20 protein-coding genes are annotated in these 26,524 nt (G+C 55.1%); 9 read left to right on the forward strand and 11 right to left on the reverse strand.

The features are described 5' to 3' along the window. Positions 1 to 56: 56 nt before the first annotated feature. The 5 genes from VFX97_01275 to VFX97_01295 all read right to left on the reverse strand — a co-directional run bounded on the left by VFX97_01275 (position 57) and on the right by VFX97_01295 (position 6,700). Positions 57 to 2,189 (reverse strand): DUF1800 domain-containing protein, encoded by a 2,133-nt coding sequence (locus VFX97_01275; protein HEX5701831.1) that lies wholly within the window; start codon positions 2,187 to 2,189, stop codon positions 57 to 59. Positions 2,190 to 2,288: 99 nt separating this feature from the next. Further along, entirely contained in the window at positions 2,289 to 3,671 is a 1,383-nt protein-coding gene (locus VFX97_01280; protein HEX5701832.1) for a M28 family metallopeptidase, read from the reverse strand. A gap of 136 nt (positions 3,672 to 3,807) precedes the next feature. Further along, the gene (locus tag VFX97_01285; protein HEX5701833.1) at positions 3,808 to 4,305 is read right to left on the reverse strand and encodes a zinc ribbon domain-containing protein; all 498 of its coding nucleotides are present in this window, start codon (positions 4,303 to 4,305) and stop codon (positions 3,808 to 3,810) included. A gap of 117 nt (positions 4,306 to 4,422) precedes the next feature. Continuing rightward, on the reverse strand, positions 4,423 to 5,616 hold the full coding sequence (locus VFX97_01290; GenBank protein ID HEX5701834.1) for a hypothetical protein: 1,194 nt from the start codon (positions 5,614 to 5,616) through the stop codon (positions 4,423 to 4,425). A gap of 82 nt (positions 5,617 to 5,698) precedes the next feature. Continuing rightward, positions 5,699 to 6,700 (reverse strand): sigma-70 family RNA polymerase sigma factor, encoded by a 1,002-nt coding sequence (locus VFX97_01295; protein HEX5701835.1) that lies wholly within the window; start codon positions 6,698 to 6,700, stop codon positions 5,699 to 5,701. Positions 6,701 to 6,821: 121 nt separating this feature from the next. Between VFX97_01295 and VFX97_01300 the strand changes: the two genes are divergently transcribed. The 3 genes from VFX97_01300 to VFX97_01310 all read left to right on the forward strand — a co-directional run bounded on the left by VFX97_01300 (position 6,822) and on the right by VFX97_01310 (position 9,778). Beyond that, positions 6,822 to 7,466: a radical SAM protein gene (locus VFX97_01300; protein ID HEX5701836.1), complete on the forward strand. Its 645-nt coding sequence runs from the start codon at positions 6,822 to 6,824 to the stop codon at positions 7,464 to 7,466. Positions 7,467 to 7,607: 141 nt separating this feature from the next. Then, a complete protein-coding gene (gene queC / locus VFX97_01305; protein ID HEX5701837.1) occupies positions 7,608 to 8,339 on the forward strand; it encodes a 7-cyano-7-deazaguanine synthase QueC in 732 nt (243 codons plus the stop codon). A gap of 116 nt (positions 8,340 to 8,455) precedes the next feature. Next, positions 8,456 to 9,778 carry a carboxypeptidase-like regulatory domain-containing protein gene (locus tag VFX97_01310; GenBank protein ID HEX5701838.1) on the forward strand — a complete coding sequence of 441 codons (1,323 nt, stop codon included), beginning with the start codon at positions 8,456 to 8,458 and terminating at the stop codon, positions 9,776 to 9,778. Between the two features lie 153 nt (positions 9,779 to 9,931). Here VFX97_01310 and VFX97_01315 read toward each other — a convergent pair whose 3' ends face one another. Genes VFX97_01315 through VFX97_01325 form a run of 3 tightly spaced genes read right to left on the reverse strand, consistent with a single transcriptional unit; the run spans position 9,932 to position 15,807 of the window. Beyond that, on the reverse strand, positions 9,932 to 13,459 hold the full coding sequence (locus tag VFX97_01315) for an error-prone DNA polymerase (GenBank protein HEX5701839.1): 3,528 nt from the start codon (positions 13,457 to 13,459) through the stop codon (positions 9,932 to 9,934). Next, entirely contained in the window at positions 13,452 to 14,939 is a 1,488-nt protein-coding gene (locus VFX97_01320; protein HEX5701840.1) for a hypothetical protein, read from the reverse strand. The genes VFX97_01315 and VFX97_01320 overlap by 8 nt, the downstream gene beginning before the upstream one ends. 55 nt (positions 14,940 to 14,994) lie before the next feature. After that, entirely contained in the window at positions 14,995 to 15,807 is an 813-nt protein-coding gene (locus VFX97_01325) for a hypothetical protein (GenBank protein ID HEX5701841.1), read from the reverse strand. Positions 15,808 to 15,846: 39 nt separating this feature from the next. Here VFX97_01325 and VFX97_01330 point away from each other — a divergent pair, with 39 nt between their 5' ends. Continuing rightward, positions 15,847 to 16,491, forward strand: a complete 645-nt coding sequence (locus VFX97_01330; protein ID HEX5701842.1) for a UdgX family uracil-DNA binding protein — start codon at positions 15,847 to 15,849, stop codon at positions 16,489 to 16,491. Positions 16,492 to 16,544: 53 nt separating this feature from the next. Here VFX97_01330 and lexA read toward each other — a convergent pair whose 3' ends face one another. Further along, on the reverse strand, positions 16,545 to 17,156 hold the full coding sequence (gene lexA / locus VFX97_01335; protein ID HEX5701843.1) for a transcriptional repressor LexA: 612 nt from the start codon (positions 17,154 to 17,156) through the stop codon (positions 16,545 to 16,547). A 268-nt stretch (positions 17,157 to 17,424) separates the two neighbouring features. Here lexA and pilB point away from each other — a divergent pair, with 268 nt between their 5' ends. From pilB to VFX97_01360, 5 genes are all read left to right on the forward strand, one after another. Continuing rightward, positions 17,425 to 19,203, forward strand: a complete 1,779-nt coding sequence (pilB, locus tag VFX97_01340) for a type IV-A pilus assembly ATPase PilB (GenBank protein ID HEX5701844.1) — start codon at positions 17,425 to 17,427, stop codon at positions 19,201 to 19,203. A 190-nt stretch (positions 19,204 to 19,393) separates the two neighbouring features. Then, positions 19,394 to 19,999: a hypothetical protein gene (locus VFX97_01345; GenBank protein HEX5701845.1), complete on the forward strand. Its 606-nt coding sequence runs from the start codon at positions 19,394 to 19,396 to the stop codon at positions 19,997 to 19,999. 30 nt (positions 20,000 to 20,029) lie between these two features. Further along, positions 20,030 to 21,193 carry a type IV pilus twitching motility protein PilT gene (locus tag VFX97_01350; GenBank protein ID HEX5701846.1) on the forward strand — a complete coding sequence of 388 codons (1,164 nt, stop codon included), beginning with the start codon at positions 20,030 to 20,032 and terminating at the stop codon, positions 21,191 to 21,193. A gap of 33 nt (positions 21,194 to 21,226) precedes the next feature. Then, positions 21,227 to 22,456 carry a type II secretion system F family protein gene (locus VFX97_01355; GenBank protein ID HEX5701847.1) on the forward strand — a complete coding sequence of 410 codons (1,230 nt, stop codon included), beginning with the start codon at positions 21,227 to 21,229 and terminating at the stop codon, positions 22,454 to 22,456. Positions 22,457 to 22,601: 145 nt separating this feature from the next. Further along, on the forward strand, positions 22,602 to 23,366 hold the full coding sequence (locus VFX97_01360) for a hypothetical protein (protein ID HEX5701848.1): 765 nt from the start codon (positions 22,602 to 22,604) through the stop codon (positions 23,364 to 23,366). Between the two features lie 314 nt (positions 23,367 to 23,680). On the opposite strand, the gene VFX97_01365 is transcribed toward VFX97_01360, so the two are convergent. After that, positions 23,681 to 24,634 (reverse strand): hypothetical protein, encoded by a 954-nt coding sequence (locus VFX97_01365; protein HEX5701849.1) that lies wholly within the window; start codon positions 24,632 to 24,634, stop codon positions 23,681 to 23,683. 676 nt (positions 24,635 to 25,310) lie between these two features. After that, entirely contained in the window at positions 25,311 to 26,516 is a 1,206-nt protein-coding gene (locus tag VFX97_01370) for a hypothetical protein (GenBank protein ID HEX5701850.1), read from the reverse strand. Between the last annotated feature and the right edge of the window lie 8 nt (positions 26,517 to 26,524).

Below are 26,524 nucleotides of genomic sequence, written 5' to 3' on the forward strand. Positions count from 1 at the left end.
TCGTGAATCGTAAATCGTGAATAGACGAAATCTATTTCCGATTCACGATTTACTATTTACTGCCTTTGAAACTCGGGCGATCCAAGTAGCAACCCGGCAATTTTCACGACCGGATTATCAATGGCAGCCGCATTGGAGTTACCAGCTTGTTGCCGCTGCTGCTGATTATTCTGTTGTCCACCGCCAGGGCCGGGGAAATTGCCGCGCTGGAATCCCTCTTCAAACGGGTTCTGTGGAATCTTCAATGATGCGGTCTGCACCACCGGCATCGTCGGGACCGTGATTTGATCGTTAAGCTGCTTCAGCAGGCTTTCTCTGGTCTTAGCCGAAATCTCGCCGCCGGCAATCAACGTCACAAATCGATCAAGCAGCTTCTCTTTATCGATCGTTTTGTCTTTAGCCATGTCGCCAACGAAACGTGACAGGTCGACCCGCGTGCCGGGAATGCGATTGCTCGCCAGCGCCAGCGCAAAGTTCATCCGCTCGAGCAGCGCGCCCGTGTTCACCCAATCCTCGGCCACGTCTGAATAACCATTCGGAGTTTGAAATCCGTAGAGTGGCTGGCCCATACGCGCAATCCACTGATGAAATTGCGGGCCGCCATTCGTCTCGGCGCCCAGCGTGCGTACGGCGCTGATGGCCAGCTCAAACGGTCGCTTGATCTTCGCCCGATACGCCTCAGCTGAATTGAATTCCGGCGAGAGAAAGATCGTGCGCAGCATCTCGCGAATGTCACCGTCAGTTTTTGCATAAGTCTGCGCGACGCGATCGACCAGCGACTTCGGTGGGTCGTCTGAAACAAACCGGCGCGCAAGCTTCGTCGCGATAAACTTCGCCGTCGAAGGATGTTTCGCCAGAATCTCAAGCACCATTAATCCGTCTTTGACGCCACCGCCGGCCGGAATCTTGTGGCCGAGCACGATCTTTTCGCCATCATCGTGTGTGCGCGGATTGAAATAGAACTGGCCTGCCTCCTCGCGCAGTCTTTCAGCGCGGCGGCCGCCTGCATTCGTGAGTTGTGCTGCGGCCGCACCCGCTCCGCGCGGGGCGAAGATCGTCCACCCGGTAAAACACCGCGCGACTTCCTGCACATCTTTCTGCGTGTAGCCGCCGTCAACGCCCAGCGTGTGCAACTCCATCAGCTCGCGCGCGTAATTCTCGTTGATGCCGCGCCGCGGACGTTGAGTCTGCCGCGGCATTTGATCCTGTGGATTGTTCGACATCGTGAGCAGCCTTTGATCGATACGCCGTGCCTGGCCAGGCCGCTGCATCTGGGCCGGTCGCTGTTGCTGTGGAGCATTCGGTGACACGCTTTGAAAATTGTCGAGATAGAAAAGCATTGCCGGGCTTTCAGCGGTGGCCCGCAGCAAGTTCTGGAACTTGCCCATTGTGTTCGGCCGAATGCTGTCGCGATCGTATGAAATCAATAACCAGCGATCGGCGCCCTTGTTCGCGAAAACGTTGAAGTGGTTTGTCCAAAAATCGACCATCACTTCCTGCAATTGCCGCTCGCTGTAGGTCGCGCGCAGGATGCGTGACATTTGCAGCTCGCCGGTGATGAACTGCGGTGGCCGCAAATTGTTCTCTTTAAAGTAAGCGTAAACCGCGCGACGATACTCGGCATTGTTCATCGGGTTTCCCGACGGGTCGGGATTGGGATTCGGAGGATTACTCGGCGGTCCCTGCATCTCGCCTGACGTCGACTCACCCGTCTTCGGCTGATTCGAATTTTGATTGTTCGCGCCATTCTGTTGTCGATTATCGCGTGCCGCCGCTAAGTCCTGGGGCAACGCTCCACGCTGTTGCAGCGCGCGCAGCAACTGGCCCGGCTGCGGATACTTCTCGTATAACTCCGGCGTCGTCATGCGGAGTGCCGCCAGGTTTTGCAGCTTCGCTTCCGTCGCCGTGTCGTCAATCTTTTCGGGGTTCAGTTGTTGCTCAATGTACTTGTCGAGCCCGATTGATTTCACCCGCTCCACATCGCCCGGCCGCGCGCCATATCCGAGGCGGTTCAGGACGTGCACGATGCGTTGGTCTTCGCTGAGCTTGCCCGCCTTCACCGTCGATTTTGGCTTCATGCTTTGGCCGCTGACAGCCGCAAAGCTTGTGATGAGCAGCGCCAGTGCTGACGTCAACGCAGTTACGCGTTTGAGAAGTGATGAGTGCGTACCGGGCTTTTTCTGATTCATTTTGGTGACTTTCTGAATCCGTCGAGAATCGAACGTTATCGGTTACATGGTCTTAGACGCCGCAAAATCCGCTTTGGTTGAGTAAATCATGCATCCGGGCTACGGCAGAGCGGGGCGGGAAGTGGGTCGCGGCGTCGTCTGAGTGCGCGCCGCCGGGCGCGGATACGTCACCGGGCTGCGATTTCCTGCCCGATCGAGCGCACGCACGCCAAAGAAGTAATTGTCTTTCGACATGCCCTTTAAGGTGTAGGTCATCACGTTCCCGACCGTTTGCGAGTTCGTCCAGGTCGCCGCCGTCGTGTCGCGCCAGACAACTTCATAGCCCACCACGTCCGGTTCTTTGTTGGCTTCCCACTTCAGTTCTGTATCATTCGAAAGACCTGTCGTCATGGTCACGTTCTTTGGCCGGGCGGGGGCAGAGGCGAGAACCGCGAGCGACGCGGCATTCACCCGCGCGACGTTCGCTACGTAACCGAAATCGACGAACTGCGGCAGGTCGCCGTACTGAATCCCGTTCTCAATGCGGATGTTCTGATGTTGATGCCGATAGTCCTCGTTCGGTTCGGTGAAACGAACCGCGGCATAGCCGCGCTCGAGAAACGGCTGATGATCTCCGCCTCGCCCATATCGATCCCGGCGATAAATCATCATTACTTTCATAGCCGGCACGTAGCGTTCGGTGACTTCTTTGATGAACCGCGCAAGCTGGCGGGACTGTGAATCGTTTTCACCGCCGACGCTGCGACGGGTCGTTGCTTCTTGCGGAGTTTCATTCGACGGCACGCCTTCCGAGAAAACACGCAGCGTCCGACGATCGCGCACGCCATTGCCGCCAAGCGTGTTGCCGACGATGTCGTTCGTGAACATCGCTTCGATGTCCATATTGTTTTTCTTCGCCTGTTCGGCAAAGTAGGTCGCCCCCAAAAGGCTCTGCTCTTCCCCGGCCACGGCCATGAAAACTATGGTCGCGTCGAACTTGTATTTAGCCATCACGCGCGCCATCTCAAGCACGGCGGCGGTTCCCGATGCATCATCATTTGCCCCGGGCGCGTCGCACTTAGCGTCGGTCGGGCTGCTGCACATCGAATCGTAGTGGCCGCTGACAACGTACACCCGAGCCGTCGATTCAGATTGCGTCCCTTTCAGCGTCGCCACGACGTTGGTGACGACTGTGGGTTGCGGAATTCGCGGCGCGCGCGGCTGTTCATAACTCTGCTTCTCGACGGTCATGCGCCCGCCCGATTCAGCCGCCGCCTTTTGAAACTCTGCGTATAGCCAGTCGCGCGCCGCCCCAATCCCACGATTCGGATCGTTCTGTTCAGAGAGCGTGTTCCGCGTGCCGAAACTCACGAGTTTGCGAATGCTCGCTTCGATTCGACGCGCACTCATTTCGGCAACGATTTTGGGAATGTCGGGATTGCCACGCACTGGCGCGGCCCGGCGCTGGCCGTACGCAGCGGTGCACACTATTCCAATGATCATCGGGGCGAACAGAAAAAGCGCACGCTTCTCCACGGGCAGCCGCATACCTTTGCACCTCAAGTTTTTAGAGTTCAGGCTGAGAACGCGACGAACTCTATCAATGACGATTGGCGGTCGCAACCGTTCGCGCGAGCAACTAGGTCTTTTGTTTTTCGGCCGGCTGTGGTTCGACGGGCGCGCGATAGTCACCCTCGAGAAAACGAGTCGTGTTTTCGGTGACGCTCGCGGCGGGAAGAAAGGGCGCGGTGTTTACACGTGAGAACTGCGGCGCAGGTTCAGGCGCGATGGATTGTTGTGATCTACCCTGATCGGGCTTCAAGGCGGCAGTAACTATTTTCGAGAGCTGCCGAATCAGAAGAATATCGGCCACTAGAATGGTAACGAGGCCCATGAAGATCAGGGCAATCAGCGGATCCACTGCCCGCGTCACAGTTGCCAACATGCCCGCGCCTATCACCAGCAGAGCGAAGCCGCCCAAGGTCACGACCGCGAGAATGATCCCAATAATTAAGGCGGGCTTGGTCAGATTAACCTGGACGATTTCCGTCGGCGCACTCAGCGAGCCGAGGTTCGCGCCGCAACGGTTGCAGTATTTAAGGCCGGTGCTTTCAGTTCCGCAGGAAGGGCAAAACATGCGCGTGAATAGTAAATCGTGAATCGTAAATAGAAAAGCTTCAGCAACTGCTTCGCGAATAGGTACGACAGCGGCCCGCGAACAGTTCAGGTCTATTTACGATTCCCGATTAACTATTTACCGTATTCGGTAGGCCTTGCCCTTCCAAACCACGACGATTTCGCCGCTGAGCTGTTTGGCGATCGAACGCAGGCCGGAATCGAGCTTGTCGAACTCTTCCGAACCGCGACCGATAGTTCGGACCGACATTGAGGACTTTAGTTTGGAATCGACCCACGCGTTTCCCTGGCGCTTGAACTTGCGGCCGCCGACCGCACGCGTCTGGTCTGCTTCTTCAGTACTGGAGCTGGGCGCTGCAGACTTACGCGCTTCGGCTCGCGATTCTCCGAGCCTCCCGCGACTTGAATCGGCAACGTCTGACGTTGGCTGCGCGCTCTTTGAATCTTCCTGCTTAGTCGCAGTTGCCGGTCTATTGGCCGCGGCCCGATTGCTCTCTTCATCACGAGCCTTAGCAAAGTCTCCCTCAGCCTTCTTGTACTTGTCGTACGATTCGTTGCGGCGCGGTCCGCCCGGAATGGCGCCGGGTGTCTGTTGCGCTCGCTCACGGTCCGAGCGATACGTCTCCACCGGCGCGGGCGCGTACGACGGAGATGACTGCGCGCGCGGCGCGTCGTCCGCACGAGCCGCGCCGCCCACGACGGGCGCATCTTTCGCGGCAAGCGCTTCCCCGGGTTTCGGAGGCGGCGGCGGACTTAATGTCGTCAATCCGGATTTGCTCTGATCGGGCGCGGACAAAACAGTCGGCTGCGCGATCGCGGTGTTAGTGTTCCGCTGGGCTCCTTCGCGCGGCGCATCAGGTTCTAAACTCGTCACCGGCTTGATTGCTTCCACCGGACTAGTCTGCGGTTGGTGCTGCGCGACCATTGCATCATTTCGCTGCGTGGGTTGGCGCCAAGCGAGAAAAGCGATTCCACCGACTGCCAACAATACGACGGCGAACGCGGCATAACGCAACGTCGGGATCGCGAACACTGTGCCGAGTTTTTTCCACCATGGTTCAGCCACGGGCTGAGAAGCGGGAATCCGGGCTTCCACGCCGGCTCCAGTCGTCACCGCCAACTGGCTCACCAGTTTTCGACAGTCATCGCAGTCGGCGAAATGCGACAAATAACCCTGCCGGGCTGCCGGTGGTAGCGCACCCTCCGCGAAGGCATTTAACTCATCTGCGTCAGGATGTTCGACAGGGGTGCCCTTCGCCGCGCCTTTCGCGTAGCGTCCAATCAGCACATCCATGTCTTTATCGCTCAGCATTCTCAAAAACATGGCGACGTGGCCGTCGCTGATTTCCCTAAATCGTTGAACGCTCGACTTAGCCGGATCTTGCGGTCTGGTACTAAACAGCGACCGAGTCGCTTCCCGTCTCAGAAGATTCAACCATGGTTGCAGCCGGTGCGGCGAGCAGCGGCTCAACGTCCATTTGCAGCGTGGCAGCAATTTGCGAGAGCGAACGCGCCGCCTCAGTCTGTGTCCAGCCATGTTCGTTCATCAAGAGCGTCTCGACACGCTTGCGCACATCCGCATGAATTCGCGTCAATCTGCGACTCGCGGTGGCTTCGTGCACGCCCAGCACCGCGCCGGCTTCACGCAGGCGCAGTCCATCAAAATAGTAGAGCTTCACAAGCAAACGATCCTCATCTTCCAACTCAACCAACGCGCGTGCGAACGCCTTCTCAACCGCGGCGGACGCAAGGTTCGTCGCCAGTTCGTCTTCCGGTGTCGTCATCGAATGGAAGACCCGGCCATCCGGAGATTCCTTTTCACTCTCGCGTGAAAGCCGATCCAAATCGGCATCTTCTTCCGTGTGGACCAGGCGCGCTTCGCGTCGATGGCGATCGATTGCAAGTTGTCCGACTACCGCGCGCAGCCACCCGCCAAGCGAGCCGGCACCCGAGTAGTACGCCAACTTGCCTGCCGGTTGCCCGTCATCACGAACTTTAAGGCCGTGCAATTCAGCCCAGATGGACTGGGCCAGATCCTCAGCCATTTCGGCGTTCGGACTGGCCCCGCGCGCGGCCGATTTCACCGTCGCGCCGTAGCCTTCGACCAGTTCACTCCACGCGGATTGATCCCCTCGCTGGCAGGCAATGACCAAACACAGATCGTCCGCATGTAAGCCGTCGATGAAGGAAGCGATCTGTTCGGCCGAAGCCTGGGGCTCGTGTTTGAGAACGTATTTCTCGACCGTGGCGCGCACACGCTGGATCAGCGCAGACGCGTCGAGCCGTCGCGGGTTGTCCGCACGTTCAACCAGCCGCTGCGCGCCGGCGCCAATTACTTCATCAATTCGGCTCTTACTGTTGCTCAAAATCGCGTGTTCTTCGGAGGCCCGGGTCATGCTATCACGATCTTTAGACGCGTCCGGACGATTCGTTTGCCCCCATTTTGATGAAGCCAGGCGGCTGCAGTTGGCCGCCATGAAATCGACAATCACAAATCTAATATCTAATATCTGGAAAATGCTCAGAGTTACCGAGATTTTCCACTCGATCCAGGGCGAGTCAACGCACGCCGGCCGCCCCTGTACTTTCGTGCGGCTGACCGGCTGCCCCATGCGCTGCACATGGTGCGACAGCGAATACACATTCACCGGTGGCGACCATTTCACGATTGAACAGATCATGCATAAGGTGCGCGACTTCGGTTGCCGCCTGGTGGAAGTCACCGGGGGTGAGCCGCTTGGGCAGCGCGAGGCGTTCGAGCTCATTCAGCAGCTCTGCGAGGAAGAATACGAAGTCTTGATTGAAACCGGCGGCTACGTTTCGACTGCCGGTCTTGATGAACGGGCGCAGGTCATCCTTGATATAAAGTGTCCGGGTTCAGGCGAAGCTGAACGGAACGATTGGTCAAATCTGGGACGCTTGCGCGCGAAGCAAGACGAAGTCAAATTCGTGATCGCGGACGCGCCGGATTGGGAGTTCGCCAAGAAGACCATCGCACAATACGAGCTGGAAACTCGCGCGAAGGCAATTCTGATTTCTCCAGCATGGGGGCTGGTGAATTTACAGGACCTGGCGAACTGGATTACCGAAAGCGGCTTGAACGTGCGCATGCAACTCCAGCTTCATAAGTACATTTGGGGACCGGATGTCCGGGGAGTGTGAAAGAGCATTTTCCATTTATCATTTTCCATTTTCCATTTGTCATTTCTCACGGGCGTCCGAGACTTAATGGAGAACCACAAATCGCGGCTGAAAATGGCGAGTGATAGATGTCGAATGACAAATGGAAAATGATTTGTAAGCATGGGTGGTAGCAGCGAGACAATTCAAACGATCGAAGAAGAGGCTCCATCCTTCCTCCTTCCGCCTTCATCCCTGGCTGTCTGCCTCGTCTCAGGCGGCATGGATTCGTGTGTTACGGCTGCGATCGCCAACGGAGATAACGACGAACTCGCGTTCCTGCACGTCTCGTATGGTCAGCCCACTGAGGCCCGTGAGCGCCAGGCTTTCGAAGCCCTGGCTGACAGCTACCACGTAACGAAACGGCTGGCCGTCTCGATCGAATATCTGAAGTCTATCGGCGGCTCTTCACTGACCGATGAAAACATCCCGGTGAGCGAAGCAAATCTTACTTCGCGCGAAATCCCAACCAGCTATGTCCCGTTTCGCAATTCACATTTGTTGTCGATTGCCACAAGTTGGGCTGAAGTTATCGGCGCGCAACGGATCTACATCGGCGCCGTAGCTGAAGATTCGTCAGGTTATCCGGACTGTCGTCCCGAGTATTACGAAGCTTTTCAGCGCGCCATCGACGCTGGAACAAAGCCCGAGACCCACGTAGCGATCGTGACGCCGGTCATCCACCTGCGGAAATCCGACATAGTAAAACGAGGGATGGAATTGAATGCGCCGCTGCACCTTACCTGGTCCTGCTATCGCGCTGAAGACCGTGCCTGCGGCCGTTGCGATTCGTGTGCTTTGCGACTGCGCGCTTTTCGCGAAGCAGACGTGACGGATCCGATTCCGTATGCTTGACAGCACGCGTGCAGCTAATTAACGTTAGGGCGGGTTTCCGCTACAACTTGTTGCAAATCAAAGGCATCTTAACGTCGGCTGTTCACACCAGCAGCAGATTTTTTGGAGGAACTTACATGCGTAGTTATTTTTACTCGATTATCGCTTCCGCGGTTTTGCTTCTGGCAGCCGTTGGCGCGTCAGCTCAGGTTGGCCAACTTCGGGGCCATGTGTTTATCCAACAGGCCGACGGCACGAAGGTCCCAGCTGCCGGCGCGCAGGTCGACGTTTACCGGACTGACCTGCCTGGCAAATTCCCGAGTAAGGCTAATAAGAACGGAGAGTTTGTTTACGCCGGTTTGCCGTACATCGGCACGTACGTCATCGCGGTGAGTGCGCCGAATGCGGCACCCGCCGTCCGTGGCGGCGTGAAGGTCGGCCGCGACATCGACTTCGAGCTTGTCATGACGCCGGGCAATGGCCAGCGCCTCACCGAAGAGCAAGCGAAGGCCGGTGGTGGCGGTGGATCGGAAACCCCAGCGTCCGGTGGCAGCGGCGAAAGCGCAGCCGACCGGGCGAAGCGCGAAGAAATGGAGAAAAAGAACGCCGCCGTCATCGAGGAGAACAAGAAGATTGAGAACGCAAATCAAGTGATTGGCGATGCCTTCCGCGGAGGAAATACGGCGCTGACTGCGAAGAATTACGATGAAGCGGTTCGGCAATACGACACGGGCATCGCCGCCGATGCGGCACACCCGGGCATACCGTCGTTGTTGACGAATAAGTCCGTCGCGCTGCGGTTGCGCGGCGTCGATCGGTTCAATGCGGCAGTGCAGTCCAAAGATGAAGCCGCCAAGACTTCCGGCATGGAAGCGGCAAAGGCAGATTTCAAGGCTTCCGCCGACGCCGCCAGTCAGGCCGTGGATACGCTCAAGAAACTCCCGACGCCTACGGATCCAGCCGAGTTGAAGCAGTTTGAAACTAATAAGTATTTCGCGTTGACCGCGCGCGCCGAGTCGATGCGTCTGTTCACGACGAAAGTTGATCCGACGAAAGCTGACGCTGCGGTTGTCGCTTATCAGGAATACATTGCGGCCGAACCGGACGCCGTCAAGAAGGGCAAAGCCCAAAAGGATTTTGCGCAGATGCTTTTCGAGACTGCCACTGATACTGCATCGTACGAACGCGTAGTCGCCGAGTATCAAAAACATCTCGAAGGGAATCCCGACGATGCGGTCGCCCTCCTGCGAATCGGACAGGCGATGTTTAATATCGGGGCCTTGAATAACAACGACAAGGCGAAGTATCAGGAGGCCGCGAACTATTTGCAGCGGTACGTCGATAAAGCACCGGATACGGATCCCATGAAGGCTGAAGCCAAGGATTTGATCGGGGCTTTGAAGGCGCAAGCGAATGTCACGCCTGAAAGGACCACCAGGCCACCGCGACGGCGTCCATAACCCTGGGAGCGCGGGCATCCTGCCCGCAGTTGTTCGATTCGTTTTATCAAAGAGGCGGGCATTGCTCGCCTCTTTTTTTCTGAGAACCGCGGGTCCGCACGCCTCTGGCGTGCTTTTAGTTTGCCGTAAGGAGCACGCCAGAGGTGTGCGTACCTAATGAAAGTCGTGCGATGCCGGACTCTCGATTTTCATCTGCAAAGGCTCGATGCGTCTCGCCTTCACCGAGATAACATTGTCCTGATGCTGCAAAATCCCCTCAATCAATAGAAACGGATATTCCACGAGGGCGAGACGGTTCCCATCAAAGAGTTGCGGGGTCACGATGATGTTTGCGATTCCCGTTTCATCTTCCAGGCTTAGAAATACGAATCCTTTCGCCGTCCCCGGACGCTGACGCACAATTACCCAACCGGCCACCTTCACTCGATTGCCGTTGCGCATGGTCCGTAACTGGGCCGCGGTAGTGACCTGCATCGTGTCGAGCCAGGCGCGTTGATGCGCCATCGGATGCCGGCCAATCGTGATGCCCGTGCCGCGCAAGTCAGCATTCAATCTTTCATTCAACGTCATCGCTTGCAGCGGTGACCCGCCGGTCTCTTCCAACTTTTTATAGAGCGGCCCCGGTTCGCGCGCTACACGCTCGACCTGCCAAAGCGCATCGCGACGATTTGGGAACGGGTCCAACGTCCAATGTCCAACGTCTAATGTCTGTGCGGTGGCGTCTTGATGATTTCTGCTGTCTGACATCTGACACCTGACATCTGATTTCTGAATTCTGACTTTGGACGTGGGACTTTGGACGTTGGACTTTAGACGGACTTTGGACTTTGGACTCTGAATGAAATTCAAAGCCCCCACCGCCGCCAGCTTGCGCAACTCGTCCTTTCTTAGTTCCGGAACGCGCAGATGCAAATCATCGATGCTGGTGAAAGGCCGCGCAGCGCGGGCCCGCACAATCGCGCGACCGGCTCCTTCGCGCAAACCTTTCACGCAAAGCAGGCCGAGACGAAGACTTGGGTGTGGGGTGGTTTCGTCCAAAGTCCAAGGTCCAAGGTCCAATGTCTGGTTTTCACTTTGGACTTTGGACTTTAGAGATTGGACTTCTCCCTGACCTCTGACCTCCTGCTCACTGCCCACTGCCCACTGCTCACTGCTTTCCAGCGTGCATTCCCAATTCGACTTCGTCACATCTACCGGCAAAACCTTCAACCCATGCCGCTGTGCGTCCTTGATGATCGTAAACGGTTGATAGAACCCCATCGGTTGATTGTTGAGCGTCGCTGCGGTGAACGCCGCCAGGTAGTGACATTTGAGATAGGCGCTGGCATAAGCAATCAAAGCAAAGCTGGCGGCGTGCGATTCCGGAAATCCGTACAGCGCGAATGACGCGATCTGTTCGATGATCTCCGCTTGGACTTTTTCGCTGATTCCCTTCCTCGTCATTCCGCGCCGCAGCTTGGTTTCAATGTCTTTCATACGTTGCTCTGATCTCTTGAAGCCCATCGCGCGTCGCAAGTCTTCAGCTTCGCCGCCCGTAAAATCTGCGCAAATCATCGCCATGCGCAGCAGCTGCTCCTGAAACAGAGGCACACCCAACGTGCGTTTCAGCACCGGTTCCAGGTCAGGATGTGCGTACCGGACTGGGGCACGACCGAGCCTTCGCTCGAGGAACGGATTGACCATGTTGCCGACAATTGGCCCGGGCCGAATAATCGCAACCTGCACCACGATGTCGTAAAACTTCTGGGGCCGAAGTCTCGGCAAACAAGACATCTGCGCGCGACTTTCAACCTGAAACATGCCAATCGTGTCGGCTTGTTGCAGCGCTGTGTAAACGGCCGTGTCGTCCTGTGGTAAGTGCGCGAGATCGACTTCTTCTTTGTAATCGTCGCGGATCAGTTGAATCGTCTCTTCCAGCACCGCCATCATGCCGAGGCCGAGCAGATCGACCTTGATAATGCCGAGGTCTGCGCAGTCTTCTTTGTCCCATTGCACTACGACGCGGCCCGGCATCGCCGCCGGCTCGAGCGGCACCACCGAATCCAGCTGTCCCTGACAAATCACCATGCCGCCGGAATGCTGGCCCAGATGTCGCGGCAAATCCTGCACCGCCAGGTAAAGTTGAAAAAATTTCCTGATGCGCTTATCGCTCAAATCCAGCCCGGCGTCTTTGAACTGCCGCTCAGTCGTGTCCTTCGGATCTTTCCATTCCCATGTGTGCACCAGGCCGGACAGGCGGCCGAGCGTCTCATCATCGAATCCGAGCACTTTGCCGACTTCGCGCGCCGCCGAGCGCCCGCGATAAGTGATCACGTTCGCGGTCATCGCCGCGCCACGTTGCCCGTAGCGCTCGTAAACGTATTGAATCGCGCGTTCGCGCTGATCGCCGCTCGGCAGATCGAGGTCGATGTCCGGCCACTCGCCACGCTCTTCTGAAAGAAATCGCTCGAACAGAAGCTCCATGCCGACCGGATCGACGGCTGTGATTCCCAGGCTATAACAAACTGCGCTGTTCGCCGCCGACCCGCGGCCCTGAATGAGAATTCCCTGACGCTTGCAAAACTCAACGACGTCCCAAACGATCAGGAAATAACCTTCAAGCTTCAGCTTCTCTATTAGTTTTAATTCGTGCTCAATCTGTTTTTGTGCACGTGTGAATTCGCCGTTTCGGCCGTATCGCAAGTGCGCGCCTTCGTAAGTCCGCTGGCGCAGAAATGAAGTCATCGTCTCGTCCGGCGGCACTGGATACTTCGGAAATTCGTAGCCGAGATCTTTTAGCGTGAACTCAAGACGCGAAGACAACTCCACCGTGTTAGCGATTGCTTCCGGCAAATCCGCAAACAGCCCGGCCATTTCCTTTGGCGATTTCACGAACCGTTCTGAATTGATCGAAAGCAGGCGCCCGGCCGTTTCCAGCCGCACGTGATTGCGAATGCAGGTGAAAACGTCGGCAACCTGTCTTTGCGCGCGCGTCGCGTAACCGATGCCATTCGTCGCCAACAGTGGCAGTTTCAACTTGCGCGCTATTTCAATCACCGCATGATTCCGCGCTTCTTCGGCGCGATTGAAGTGGCGTTGTAGCTCGGCATAAACATTTTCACGACCAAAGATTTCGATAAGCATGTTTAGAGGCGGGCGTTGTCCGCCTCTCGCGCGGGCGACGCCTGCGCCTAAACCATTTATAGAGAGCGGCCCATCTTCCACGCCCGTCAAACAAACCAATCCATCCGCATACGCGGCCAACTCGTCCAGGCTGACCGCGCATTCACCCGGCTTGGCATGTTTCGGCACACGCATTTTCATCAAGGTGATTAAGCGACAGAGATTTTGATAGCCGGTGCGATTGCGAATCAGGAGCGGGAGCGTGAAGACCGAATTTGGAATTTCGAATTGCGAATTTCGAATTTGAAATCTGGGATTTCGCGCCGTGCTTTCGGGTTTTGAATCTGAAACCCGAAACCCGAAACCCAAAACCTGAATTTCCGCCCCAATGTGGGCTTTAATCCCAACCTTCTGCGCCGCCAAATGAAATCGCGCCGCCCCGTAAACGCCATCGTTATCCAACAGCGCCATCGCCGGCATGTTCAATTCTGCACACGCAGCGATTAATTCTTCAGGCGTCGCAGCGCCGCGAAGAAAACTGAACGCCGACCGCGCGTGAAGTTCAACATAGCTAGTCATAAATTCCAGCAACAAACCACTGCTCGCTCGCTAAGTCTCGATAGACGCGACACAGGATCTCGCTTTCAGGTGCAGCCGGATCGATGACGGCCACGTCCCATTCATCTCTGGCCCAAACGTCTTGACGCCACCAATCTCCCGACGTGCGCCAGGGGCCACCGGCGCAGATCACCACACCTCGAACTTTTCCGGCTGATTGTTCGCTGCTCGCATTGAGGCGTGTCGGTTTTCCAAATTCTGTTTGCACCTCTGCACGCCACGCCGGTCGAAACATTCTGAAGCCCATAAAAGATTGCGAATTGCGACTTGCGGATTGCGGATTTGCACGGCTCTTGCGCGTGAGGGGTAAGCTGAACTTGTTTATGCGAAATGCATCAGGTCGATGCGTATCCAAAACCTCAGGCGACCCAACATTGTCGAGGCCCACCAGCTTCGCCAGTCGCGCTAAAGTGATTTCCAGTTTCTCCGGTTCCGGCGCCAGCGGAATAAACAATCCGGTTTGCGCCGCCCGCGGTTTTACGGGTTCCGCGGTGATGGTCACCATGACGACGGGGGCTTGCGGCGGTCGAGCTTCAATATCAAACAACAACAGACGCAGGAGTGTCTTTGGATTCCGCATCGGCACGGGCAAAGTGATCGTTCGGCTAACAGCGTTGAGAGTACCAACTTCAGTTGGGTTTTTATTCGTGTCGCTACTGCCCGACTGAAGTCGGTACTCTGAACCCGGCTCTGTAACAAGCCGCAAATTCAATTCATTCGTCGCTAGCGCATACTCGTGCAGGTTCGCGCAAAGCTGATTCAGGAGCCGCGAGAGAATGAAAGACAGCGGTTCCAACTCAGAGACCGGATGTTCCAATTCGAGGGATTGCGCGAAACCGATTGGCGGTCGCACCAGATTCAGACGACGATCCGTTCTCCCTTGCGCCAGCTTTTGCAGTTGCACGCCATCTTGCCCCAGACGTTCGGCAATTCCCGGGAATGGCAAGCGTGCCAAATCACCAAACGTGCGAATCCCCCACAGCGTGAACGTTTCCTGAATTTCGTGCGCCCGCTTCGCGTCGACTTCAACCAACGTAAAATCGATGGTTTTGATCGAGAGGCCTTCGAGTTGTGAAAGTTCAGTGCCGTTCGGAATAACGCTTACGCCTCTGAAGGATCGCGCGGCGTGAATGGCCACATCAGGGTTCGCAGCTACTGCCACACTGATTTTCAGATTGCGTGCCAAGGCGCGCCGGGCGATCGCGTTCGCCAGATTGCGCGCGGCTTCAATCTCTTCGGTTGCTGCCTCCTCGGCTTTTGAAGCGCCGAACAAAAGGCCCTGCCCGGCGATATCCAGCAGTACTGTGTTCGCCGACGTTTGTTCGACTAAAGGCGAAAATTCAAAGGCCAAACCAACCAGGACAGAGGTTGTCTGGTCCGCCTCGGCAGATGCCGAAGCTTCGAATTTAGAGACACTTGGGCCATAAATGCAGGCAAACATGACCACATTCTTTTCACATGGAATAAATTCAGGCTGAAGCGAATATTAGCGAATATCACCGAATATCGCAAGTCTGAGTAGTGGGCTCAAATTGGATGATTCCCGAACGGCAATCCAGCGGCCGTTCGCGATTGACGCGAATCCGCATGGCTTGCAGAAAATGAGAATGCGTTGGCGGGCCGTTAACTTTCAGTGCATCCAAGGGGCGCACTAAGGAAAGATGGCGTCCCTGTGCCGAAATGACTGAGAAACCGCGGTTGGAACTTTCCGAGCCTAACACCGCGCTGGGCCACACTGCTCTTTCCTTCTTCAGCTCTAAAGCTAAAGACGCACATGACCGGACCGCCGCGACCGGTGTTAGAACCAGCAGCACCGTGGGAGTATTTTCAATCACGCGCCGAAACCGAAACCACCAGGACGAAACAATCCGGCGCACGGCTTTCGCCGGCACATCGCACAGATTGAGGACGACAAAGCCAAACCCTCCGGCATGAGATACCAGATCCGCAGCTTTAAATGCACGCTCAAGATTATTTTGACAACGGACCCAAAGCAACCGTTTGAAATCGATGCCGGCCTTTGCCGCAGATAAAAGATCGAAGGTGCCGTGGCAATCAATCAACGCGCAGGTTTCTTCGCGCGCAGTTGCTGCCGCCAGCACCGAAAGCAACAGGCTGGTCCGGCCAGACGACGGCGCCCCGTGAATCTCTGTGATTGCTCCGCGCGGGAATCCGCCTAATGCATTGTCGATTTCGGCAACATCGGTCGGCAGTGTCTCTGGACGCACTCGTTCGTGACGTTCAAAAACATCTCCGAAACGATCGTGCAGCGCCGACTCAATCTCTTTCCTGGTAACCGCGACTTTCATGTTTGCACCGACTGTAACTGCGTCGCAAAATAAACTTTCATGGCCAGGGACAAATCCGGAACTTCAGCCGCAGACTTTTTTCCGGAGCGGAAGAGCTTGAAAGCTTTCCGCGAAGCCGCTGCCGACTGCAAAGGCTGTGACCTCTGGGAACGCGGCACGCAAACCGTTTTCGGCGAAGGCGCGCGCCACGGCGAAGTCATGTTCATCGGCGAACAACCTGGAAACGAGGAAGACCTCACCGGTCATCCGTTTGTCGGACCCGCTGGCCGCTTGCTCAACGACGCGTTAGAGGAAGCCGAAATCGATCGCCGCCAAACTTACGTCACGAACGTCGTCAAACATTTCAAATGGGAACCCCGCGGCAAGCGCCGCATTCACAAAAAACCGAATGCGAGCGAGATCTCTGCGTGCCGCCCATGGCTCGAAGCCGAAATCAATCTGGTGAAACCCAACGTTATCGTTTGTCTCGGCGCGACCGCAGCTCAGGCACTGCTCGGAGCGAAGTTTAAAGTCAGCAAGCAACGCGGCAAATTCATTGAATCAACACTGGCGCCTTACATCATGGCGACAGTACATCCCTCTTCGATTCTCCGCGCGCCTGACGAGGAAACCCGCCACGTTGAGAAGCGGCGATTCATTGACGATCTCAAACGCGTCGCCGGCGTTCTCTCAAAGATCAAGTAACTTGGTACGCACGCCTCCGGCGTACAGCACGGGGCGTACCGCACATTACGGTTTTATTGCTGATATTTTCGAATCACGCCTACCACGATTCCTTGAATCTGAAGTCGCTCAGGCGGTCGAACGATAATTGGTTTGTAGCGCGGATTTGCAGCTTCAAGCCGCACGTGATTCTTCCCACTATAAAATCGTTTGACGGTTGCGTCGCTGCCATCAATCAAAGCCACCACAGTCTGGCCGTTGTCAGCGGTTTGTTGCGACTGCAGGATAATGAAATCGTCTTCGCGAATCTGTTCATCAATCATCGAATCACCGCGCACCCGCAAGGCGAACATACGGCCCTTTTTCATCATGTCGCGTGGAATGCAAACCGTTTCCTGATTTAGAACTGCTTCTATCGGTGCGCCGGCTGCGACGACGCCCAGCAAAGGAATCTCGAAATTACTTTCGTCGGTTTCCTGCTTCACCAGTTCGATTCCGCGACTCACGTTTGGAATTCGGCGAATGAAGCCTTCGCGCTCGAGAATCGACAAGACGTTATGGACGCTCGCCAACGAGGTCATCCCGAATTGCCGTCCGATTTCGACCATTGTGGGTGGTTCCTGGTTCGCTTCAAAGTAGTTCGAGATGTAATCGAGTATTCGTCGCTGGCGTGCTGTGATCGGCATCGTGCACCTCCTGTCGCTGAATGAACGCGAACATTGTCGAATATCGACGAACATTTGTCCAGCTATTCCGTGTGAACGGATTTACGACTCGTACGGAGCCCTTCAGAAACTCGTTGACAGCCCCACTGTTGAACGCTAAGATTGCCATTGCCAACGGTGTTTAGCATCGGAGGCATGGCATCTCTGCCCTAACCTGCGCCCTTCTCGGGTTCGGAAACTCACCTATTTTCAACCAGTTAGTTAGCAGCACCCAGTCAAAAGCACCAAAATGTCAGCCAAACTCGGCGAAATTCTCGTCCGTGAGAATCTGATCAGTCCCCAGCACCTACGGCAGGCTCTCGATTACCAGCGAGAGCATGGCGGGCGGCTGGGCTTCAATCTTGTGAAGTTGGGGCTGGTTTCAGACGACACCATCACGGCCATTCTGTCCCGGCAATACGGTATTCCGTCGGTAAATCTCGAATTGTTCGACATTGACGATTCGGTCCTCCGGCTGATTCCGCAGGAAGTCGCGCAAAAGTATTCTGTGCTGCCTTTGTCCCGCGTGGGCGCCACCCTCACCCTGGCCATGGTCGATCCGACCAATGTCTTCGCGATGGACGACATCAAGTTCATGACCGGGTTGAATGTTGAGCCGGTCGTGGTCGCTGAAGCTAGTGTGCAGCAGGCAATCTCGAAGTATTACAGCACGACGCGTGAAATCGAGCTGGCCTCAGTCACGGCCGAAGTCTTGCCGAACGGAAATGGCTTCTCAGATTCCGACCTGGTTTCTCTCGATACTCTCGATTTCGATCACAGTTCGGTGGCGGAAGAAGTTGAGGTCTTCGAAGATAACGAAGAGATCGATATTTCAAGTCTCGCCCGGATGAGCGAGGACGCGCCGGTCGTTCGGCTCGTGAACGTCCTGCTCGTCGATGCCCTGCGCCGCGGCGCCTCTGACATTCACGTTGAGCCATACGAAAAAGAACTTCGCATTCGCTTCCGCATCGACGGTGTGCTGTACGACGTAATGCATCCGCCGTTGAAGATGCGTGACGCCCTCATCTCGCGTATCAAGATCATGTCCAAGCTGGACATCTCGGAAAAGCGACTGCCGCAGGATGGCCGCATCAAGATTCGCGTAAAAGTAGAGTCGCGTTCGCGCGAACTCGATTTTCGCGTTTCGACACTGCCTACACTGTTCGGTGAAAAGGTCGTGCTTCGCTTACTCGACAAAGAGAAGCTGATGCTCGACATGACGAATCTCGGTTTTGAGCCGGAATCGCTCGTCAAATTCCAGCGCAATATTTCCAAGCCATACGGCATGGTGCTGGTGACAGGACCAACCGGAAGCGGAAAAACAAACACTCTGTATTCGGCCCTGCAATCGCTGAACAAGACCGATACGAACATCATGACGGCGGAAGATCCCGTCGAGTTCAATCTGCCCGGCATTAACCAGGTGCAAATGAAAGAGCAGATCGGGCTTAACTTCGCGGCCGCGCTTCGTTCGTTTCTGCGGCAGGATCCAAACATCATCCTCGTCGGCGAAATCCGTGACTTTGAAACGGCCGAAATCGCCATCAAGGCCGCGCTCACCGGCCACTTGGTGCTCTCAACCCTCCACACCAACGATGCTCCCTCGACTATCTCCCGCCTAATGAATATGGGTATCGAACCCTTCCTCGTCGCGACCAGCGTCAACCTTATCCAGGCGCAGCGACTGATTCGCAGAATCTGCAAAGACTGCAAGAAAGAACAGCCCACCCCCGTTGAAGCGCTCGTAGAAATCGGATTCTCGCCCGAAGAAGCCAAGACGGTAAAAACATTCAAAGGCCGCGGTTGCCCGACTTGTAACGATACCGGTTACAAAGGCCGCATTGGTCTGTATGAAGTAATGGAGATTACCGACGAAATCAGAGAGCTGATTTTGATCGGTGCTTCGGCGCTTGAATTGCGCAAGAAATCGATTGAAGACGGAATGATTACGCTTCGCGAATCCGGCCTTCAAAAGATCAAGAGTGGCGTTACCACGGTTGAAGAGGTTGTACGCGAGACCGTGGCTTGAAAGGAGTAGGCACATGTTACGTCGTATAGCAATTGGTTTGTGTCTGTTGGCAACGCTGGTTGTGACGATCCCTTTGGTCAGCTCAACCGCACATAATCTTCGCGCCCAGTTTTCTTCTGCGTCGAGTCGACGACGTCATTCACGTGCGTGGTGGCGCCGGCATCGAGCAATGCTGCGGCGTCGTCAGGCAATGCTGGCTCGGCGTCGGGCGATGCGCGCGGTGATGTTGGCCCGCCGAAATGGGGCTGCGCCAACCGAGCCGAAAGTCGTCGGAAACCACGCGACTCTTCCGACAACCGTGACGCTGCCCACCGCTCCAGCGATGACCAGCAACGCGGCGCTGCCGAATGGATGGGCGCCGGTGGCTTCGACAGGCGCGGGCTCGAATTTTCGCATCGCACCCGCGGCTGGGCCTGAAGCGAGCGCAACATTAACCCTGGTGGCTCCGACAACGGGCAGTCAGCCCTTTGGCCGCGAGCAAAAGAAAATGGTTGGCGGGGCGTCGCACACCGAACTCAGACGAAGCGTCATCGACCGCATGGTCAGTGCCGGCGGTTGGGTCGTGAACGATCGTCAACGCGAGATTTCGGGGCGTCGCGTGTTTGAAGTAATCGCGCAAACACCGTCGTCCAACGGAAAACCCGACCAGGTTTGGAATTTTTACTTTGCAGAAATTGACGGCAAAGTTTACGCGTTAACGACGCGCACAGCCGGCAACCACGACAAGGTGGCCGCGGATGCTGAAAAGTTCATCAGCGCGTTCTCGCCGGCCGGACTTCAGGCCAAGCAAAAGTAGGCGAAATCTTCAAGAAGGAAGACAAACCCCATGGAAAATCCTCCGCAAATCTCACTCTCTGAGCTGTTGCGCAAACTGTCTGAACTGGGCGGTTCGGACTTGCACGTCACCACTGGCACGCCGCCATTGGTGCGCGTTCACGGAACCATCCGCCCCCTGGACGGCTACCGTCCGCTGACGTCGTCCGAGACGAAGCAGCTCGCCTACTCGGTGCTGACCGATGCGCAGAAGCACCGGTTCGAAGAGAACCTCGAGCTGGACTTCAGCTTTGGCGTCAAAGGTCTCTCGCGTTTCCGCGCGAATCTCTTCAATCAGCGTGGCGCCGTGGGCGCTGTCTTCCGCGCCATTCCCTACGAGATCAAATCGTTTGAGGACCTCGGGCTACCGCAGGTCGTCCAGGAGCTTTGCAAGAAGCCGCGCGGTTTGATACTGGTGACCGGGCCAACCGGCTCCGGCAAGTCGACGACGCTCGCGGCAATGATCGACAAGATCAATCGCGAACGTCACGAACACATTCTCACCATCGAAGACCCGATCGAGTTTCTTCACAATCACAAGGGTTGCATCGTCAACCAGCGTGAAGTTAACGCCGACACAAAGGGTTTTCCGGAAGCGCTACGGACCGCGTTGCGTCAGGATCCTGATGTGGTGCTGGTCGGAGAAATGCGCGATCTCGAGACGATTGAATCAGCACTGCGAATCGCGGAAACGGGTCACTTAACATTTGCGACCCTGCATACAAATTCCGCCGCTTCGACGATCAATCGCATCATCGACGTGTTTCCGGCAATGCAGCAGGCGCAGGTTCGCGCTCAGCTTTCGCTGACGCTCGAAGGCATCCTCTGTCAGTCGCTGCTGCCGCGGGCCGATGCTACCGGCCGCGCGATGGCGATGGAAATTCTGATTCCCAACTCGGCAATCAGAAACCTGATTCGCGAAGACAAGGTCCACCAGATTTATTCGATGATGCAGACCGGTCAGGACATTCACGGGATGCAGACCTTCAATCAAAGCCTGGCCACTCTGTTTCACAAACGCGCCATTTCGAAAGACATGGCTTTCCAGGCCTCGTCGAACTCAAACGAGCTTCGCGACCTGATCGACCGCGGTGCGGGACTGAACACTGGCAATGGCTCAATGAGGCCACCTGTCCCCGCGGGCTACAACGCCCAGCGTCCCATCCAACGGCGATAACGAACACGACCACTCAGAACGGAGCATTAGGAAATGCCAACTTACGTTTTTAAAGGCCAAAACCGGCTGAACGAGATTGTTTCTGGCGAGCGCGTGGCCGACAACCGCGAGGCGCTGCGCCAGGCGCTGCGACGCGAGCAAATCACGCTCATGTCCGTGAAGGAAAAGGGCCGCGAGATCGGCATTCCGAAATTGGCCGGCAAGAAGAAAGTGAAGGCGAAAGACCTCGCGATCTTCACCCGCCAATTCTCCGTGATGATCGACGCGGGTCTGCCGCTCGTGCAGTGTCTCGATATTCTGTCTCAACAGCAACAGAACAAGTTCTTTCAGCAGGTGTTGGCCCAGGTGCGCCAGGACGTCGAGGAAGGTTCGACATTGTCTGCCGCCATGACTCGTCATCCAAAAGTGTTCGATCAGCTTTACACAAACATGGTCGAAGCGGGCGAGACGGGCGGTATTCTGGATCTAATTCTGCAGCGCCTTTCGACCTTCATCGAAAAGATCGTGAAGTTGAAACGCGACGTCGTTTCGGCCCTTATCTATCCCGTGGCTGTGATTGTGCTGGCCATCGTCGCCATCGCCATCATCATGGTCGTCGTGATTCCGCAATTCCAAAATATCTTTCTCGGCCTGTTAGGACCGGGAGAACCGCTGCCGCTTCCCACGAGAATTGTGGTTGGCCTCAGTAACTTTCTCGCTGGCTGGGGCGGGCTCGTCATCCTGGCTGTGATAATCGCGACGGCGGTCGGGCTGAGGTTCTACTACAAAACGCCGGGTGGGCGAAAAATCATCGACACCGTCTGCTTGAAAGTCCCCATTCTGGGATCAATTTTTCTAAAGATTGCGATAGCTCGCTTTTCACGGACGCTGTCGACTCTGCTTTCTTCCGGTGTTCCGATTTTGCAATCGCTCGACATTACCGCCCGCACGGCGGGGAACGTCATCGTTGAAAACGCGATCGTTCAGATCCGCGACGGCGTAGAACAGGGCAAGAGCTTTGTTGAGCCGTTGCGTGCGTCGGAGCTATTTCCGCATATGGTTGCGCAGATGGTAGGGATCGGCGAACAAACCGGCGCGCTGGATTCGATGCTTGGGAAGATTGCTGATTTCTACGAACAGGAAGTGGATGCTGCGATTGCGAACCTGTTGACCTTGATGGAACCGGCGTTGATTGGCTTCCTGGGTGTGACCATCGGAGGGATTGTCATCGCGATGTACATGCCGATGTTCACGCTGATTGGCAAGCTGTCCTCGGGCCACTAAACGTGAGCAGTGGCGGCTGATCGCGCCTAATAAAGTCGTTACGTAACGAATAAAGACCTTACTGAAACAATAAAGTTCTTACCGACGAATCCAACAAGCCCGCGGTACTTCTGGTGTCGAGGTGTCACTCGAGCGAGTTCCGTAAGTGGATTTCTTTCTAGGTTTTCCTTCGGACGATCCAGCACGACACCAATCGCATTCACGGGAGGGCTTGGCCTTTTCTATTTTCTCCCTCGTTCTTCTCGCCTATACTGCGACGGTGAACTGGAGCTACATAATCATCGGCGGCGCGGGACTCCAAATCGCACTGCTAACACTGGTGTACACCCTCACTGCGAGACGAAGCGATGGGGCAATCAAAGCACTAGAGGCCCATAATAAATGGTTGAAGGAACAACTCGACCAAGCAAACAATAATGCGCCTGACGTCTTGGTGGAACGACAAAAGAAACGAATCGAACAATACAAGGAAGAATTAGAGCAACTATCGAATGATTACGAAGCGAATAAGGCTCTAATCGAGGTGAAAGTAGCGGAACTTGAACGAGCTGAAGAACTACTCGGAGAACTTGAATATTATAAAGACCAATTTGCTTGCCCTACCTGTGGTGCTGAACTGACTACGCTAGCCGGTGAAGAGGAAGAAGTGAGGGCTTATGCCTGTGGTAGCACTAGTAGCCCAAATGGAGAATACCCCTGCCCTTACGACCCTGAATTCCCAAGGCTAGAAGACTACAACCGAGAAGTACGACAACTAGCCTCCGGCAAGTTCTTCTGTAACCCCAAAGCTAAAAACAAAAATGCGTACAAACTGACTCTACAGCCTCAGGGTGGCGAAACAGAAGAAGAAGCTAAACAGAAAATCGCAAACAATTATCAACGCCTTCTTCCTAAGAATCTTAGAGGGTGAAACAAAACGTCTCACGGACGTGCACTACACGGAGATAACACGTGGAACACCCCTTCACTCTCCTCCCTGCCCGTCGCTACGAAGTCTGGCAAAGAAACAAATCCTCAAAACCAATAAAAAACGCCAGCGAAGGTGTAGGTATGAAGTTTGGAAGGTTGACCGCCCTTTGTCTTTCGACAAGCCGTCACTGGCACACCGAATTATTCATTCGCGACTGATGATTCTATTGGCTTCATTACTTGGGCTCGCGCCTCTGTCCTATAGAAGCTCCGCTAGGAAACGGAAACGCAACGTCCGAACCGTCACTGCTCCAATCATTTTTGCAATTCTATTTGCTTTACCATGGAATGAAGCATGTCAAGAAGCAAAAAGAGTCGTGTCGAAAGCTCAACTGTTCCATAGTTGAGCGACAGTCCGTGAGCGACCGCATGTCTCCGTAACCGTTCAGATTTGTGATGTGATGAGGGATCATAAGCATCATAGAGTTCGTCGAGTTTTTTCAAGTTGTGGTAATTCACAATCGCATTAACTTCTTCCACAGTGGCTGTGTTCTCGGTAAGCAATTCCGTTAAGACTTTGAATCGACTACTGAAGACACCCCGAACCCGATAAAAACTGCGGTGCGTAAAAGCATATTTGGTTGCCACAAAATCGCGGATGAGACCTTCAACCTGGCCAATCAAAACCGAGACGCTTAAGTTAAATCTTGCATTTTGATGAGCCCACAACGCTTCATCAAAGAATTGCTCTCTGAGAGTGAATGGAGCAGCGTTCCACGACTCAACGATTTGACCTAGTTTTTTCGCCTTTTCGTGGTTAAAGAACTTAACAATTATCTTAGTAATCTCTTCGGCCGTTACAGAATCCTGTTTCTGTACGATATGTTCGTAAAAAGTTATCGGTAGCCCAGCCACGAGCCACCAATCGTTCTTGTCCATTATGGGCGAGACTCTGGCTAGGCAAAGTGCAATCTGATCTAGTCGTTCAAGACGTTCTATAGCGGAAGCTACGAGTGAAGTGCTCAACCCTAGTGTGAATGTGTGGAGTTGTAGGTTCGTTATAGAAATATCCCAAGAAAGCTTGTCCAAGTCATAACTGAGTTTCTGCACGTTACGTTTGTATTGCTCCTCCCACTTGGCAAGATCAGCGTCTGACGTAGCAAGTCTCTCAACCAGTGATTCTCTAAAAACCCGGTTGCGGTACCGTTTGCTGAAACGCGCAAGGAAACTCAGATACTTCTTTCGTGCCAGCTTCAAAACGCTTTTCATTGCAATTAGATCGTCAATACCGTCTCCTGCCAAAAGTAGGCTCTGGCTTCTTTGTTCAATTCGGTACGTCGTAAATCAAAGCAATCCAACTAAGCCGACCGTCGCTGTGTTCCAAAGATATACCACCCCTCCCCGTGATCATCGCTAAATACCGTCGCATCTTCACGTCACCGAAGGGACTGCTTACCTTCAATTCTTAGATCAGGCCACTCGACCATAATCAAACCGTATTTGGTTCTAGGCGCCGAGTACAGGTGCGAGTAAGGAACAGCAGGGCTGCGGGTAAAGGATACTTTGAGTTTGTTGGCAACCTACTCCGTTTGTTTTTAGGGCAGAAATTTAAGAGAAAACGCGGCACGGAGCATGCCTAGTGATCATCCACCGTCATCACTGGGCGGCGACCAGCCGGTCTTTATGTCCGATCCAAGCGCTGGCTCCAGGAGAGTCCACTCCTTTATTCCGACGTGTTAAACGGATCCGAATCAGGCGGCCTCAGCTTGTTAGAGATGCAGTGTCGGCAAAAGGGCGTTATCATTATTGGCGTTAGCTGCTGTTATTTAATGCGCTGAATCTGCTCCTCCGTGTTGGGACCTCCTCTTTCAGAGCGCGTTCCGGCAAGGTCATGACTCACTGAGGCTATGTAGCCGAGATAATCTATCTTGGAGTCGTAGATGAATCACCTGCACTCAGGGTCCTGATGGTCAATGCCGATCTCAACCATCCGCTTCATCTTGTCGTCTTGTTCGTTCTTGTCTGAGTTGACGCCGCCCGTAGCATAGCTAAATGAGACGTGATCGCTGCCCAGCCGTTTTATTAGGTAAACCACGGCAACATAGGCTCTGACAGCACCCAATTCGCAGTTGTCATCGACCCGCGGCCAGACTCTTGTCCCCCCTTCCCGTGAAGTGAAGTCCAAGTAAACCGGCTGGGTCCCGCTGAGCCTGTCGTTGCGGCATCCGCGATAACGAACCTGTTCCAGAGAGAGCCCGGGTGCGTCCCTGTCTCCGATGCCGGTTTGATCCGCCCGCAAGGCTATCCCCTTCACCTTATAATCATCGGTACGGCCGAGGACTTCCACCCGCAGGTCGAATCGCTTCTTTCCGCGACGCAAATCCAGCAGCGCTTTCGCAACCTCCCCCAGCAGGCCCTGCAAGCCCTCATTGACCTTATACTCCCCTCGCTCGAACCCGGCAGCCTTCTCGCGCTTGAGCCATTTATAAAGTTCGAAAGTTTCAAAGCATGGGTCGGCCTTCTTCGTCTGGTCAAGCTCTTTTATGTATGGTTCGATCCGGTCATGCATCAACAAGTCGAACGCTTCATCGAGGCTTATCCGTTTCTCGGTCGTTCCTTGAGTCTCGGCCTGTTTCTGAATAACTAGATTAAGCTCTCTGTAGATAAGACGCGTAACTTCATCGCACGTAGACATACGAATAGGAATGTAGACGGTCTTAGAGTAGCGTTGCTCAGACCCGAGGCCGGGCCTTCTTCTCCAATGCCCGTCCTGCTCGTCCCTTAAAGAAACGGTCAACCGATCTGTGTCCTGTTCATTGAGCGTCTTGAGGAATACCGGGAGGTACTCCGGACTTTTGAGGGATAGGACTATTTCGTGCTTCGCGTAGAAATACTTCAGCCCGGTCGGATTTGTGAATTCTATATCCTGGAAGTGAGACATCACGCTTTCGTGGCCCGCACGAATATCCACCACCTTCATCCGTGCCCGCTCGTTCAGGCGGACCCCAAGTTTCAACTGTTCTGGGGTAACCGGGTCGGTGGTCGTCGATGGAGCAGGCGCACAACCCGCCACCGAGATCACAAGAGTAATGAGGATGAAGGTGCGGGCGGCTGAGGTTTTATGAAGGATGACCTTAGAGTCTAACGGCATTGCTTTAT

Source organism: Pyrinomonadaceae bacterium, from assembly GCA_036277115.1.
Lineage (GTDB): Bacteria > Acidobacteriota > Blastocatellia > Pyrinomonadales > Pyrinomonadaceae > UBA11740.

Bases quoted from the DNA above. Each gene is read 5' to 3' on its own strand.
- pilB (HEX5701844.1), top strand. From the start codon at position 17,425: ATGTCAGCCAAACTCGGCGAAATTCTCGTCCGTGAGAATCTGATCAGT.
- VFX97_01315 (HEX5701839.1), bottom strand. From the start codon at position 13,459: ATGACTAGCTATGTTGAACTTCACGCGCGGTCGGCGTTCAGTTTTCTT.
- queC (HEX5701837.1), top strand. From the start codon at position 7,608: ATGGGTGGTAGCAGCGAGACAATTCAAACGATCGAAGAAGAGGCTCCA.
- VFX97_01350 (HEX5701846.1), top strand. From the start codon at position 20,030: ATGGAAAATCCTCCGCAAATCTCACTCTCTGAGCTGTTGCGCAAACTG.
- VFX97_01295 (HEX5701835.1), bottom strand. From the start codon at position 6,700: ATGACCCGGGCCTCCGAAGAACACGCGATTTTGAGCAACAGTAAGAGC.
- VFX97_01285 (HEX5701833.1), bottom strand. From the start codon at position 4,305: ATGTTTTGCCCTTCCTGCGGAACTGAAAGCACCGGCCTTAAATACTGC.
- VFX97_01325 (HEX5701841.1), bottom strand. From the start codon at position 15,807: ATGAAAGTCGCGGTTACCAGGAAAGAGATTGAGTCGGCGCTGCACGAT.
- VFX97_01275 (HEX5701831.1), bottom strand. From the start codon at position 2,189: ATGAATCAGAAAAAGCCCGGTACGCACTCATCACTTCTCAAACGCGTA.
- VFX97_01290 (HEX5701834.1), bottom strand. From the start codon at position 5,616: ATGCTGAGCGATAAAGACATGGATGTGCTGATTGGACGCTACGCGAAA.
- lexA (HEX5701843.1), bottom strand. From the start codon at position 17,156: ATGCCGATCACAGCACGCCAGCGACGAATACTCGATTACATCTCGAAC.
- VFX97_01280 (HEX5701832.1), bottom strand. From the start codon at position 3,671: ATGATCATTGGAATAGTGTGCACCGCTGCGTACGGCCAGCGCCGGGCC.
- VFX97_01370 (HEX5701850.1), bottom strand. From the start codon at position 26,516: ATGCCGTTAGACTCTAAGGTCATCCTTCATAAAACCTCAGCCGCCCGC.
- VFX97_01320 (HEX5701840.1), bottom strand. From the start codon at position 14,939: ATGTTTGCCTGCATTTATGGCCCAAGTGTCTCTAAATTCGAAGCTTCG.
- VFX97_01310 (HEX5701838.1), top strand. From the start codon at position 8,456: ATGCGTAGTTATTTTTACTCGATTATCGCTTCCGCGGTTTTGCTTCTG.
- VFX97_01330 (HEX5701842.1), top strand. From the start codon at position 15,847: ATGGCCAGGGACAAATCCGGAACTTCAGCCGCAGACTTTTTTCCGGAG.
- VFX97_01345 (HEX5701845.1), top strand. From the start codon at position 19,394: ATGCTGGCTCGGCGTCGGGCGATGCGCGCGGTGATGTTGGCCCGCCGA.
- VFX97_01355 (HEX5701847.1), top strand. From the start codon at position 21,227: ATGCCAACTTACGTTTTTAAAGGCCAAAACCGGCTGAACGAGATTGTT.
- VFX97_01365 (HEX5701849.1), bottom strand. From the start codon at position 24,634: ATGAAAAGCGTTTTGAAGCTGGCACGAAAGAAGTATCTGAGTTTCCTT.
- VFX97_01300 (HEX5701836.1), top strand. From the start codon at position 6,822: ATGCTCAGAGTTACCGAGATTTTCCACTCGATCCAGGGCGAGTCAACG.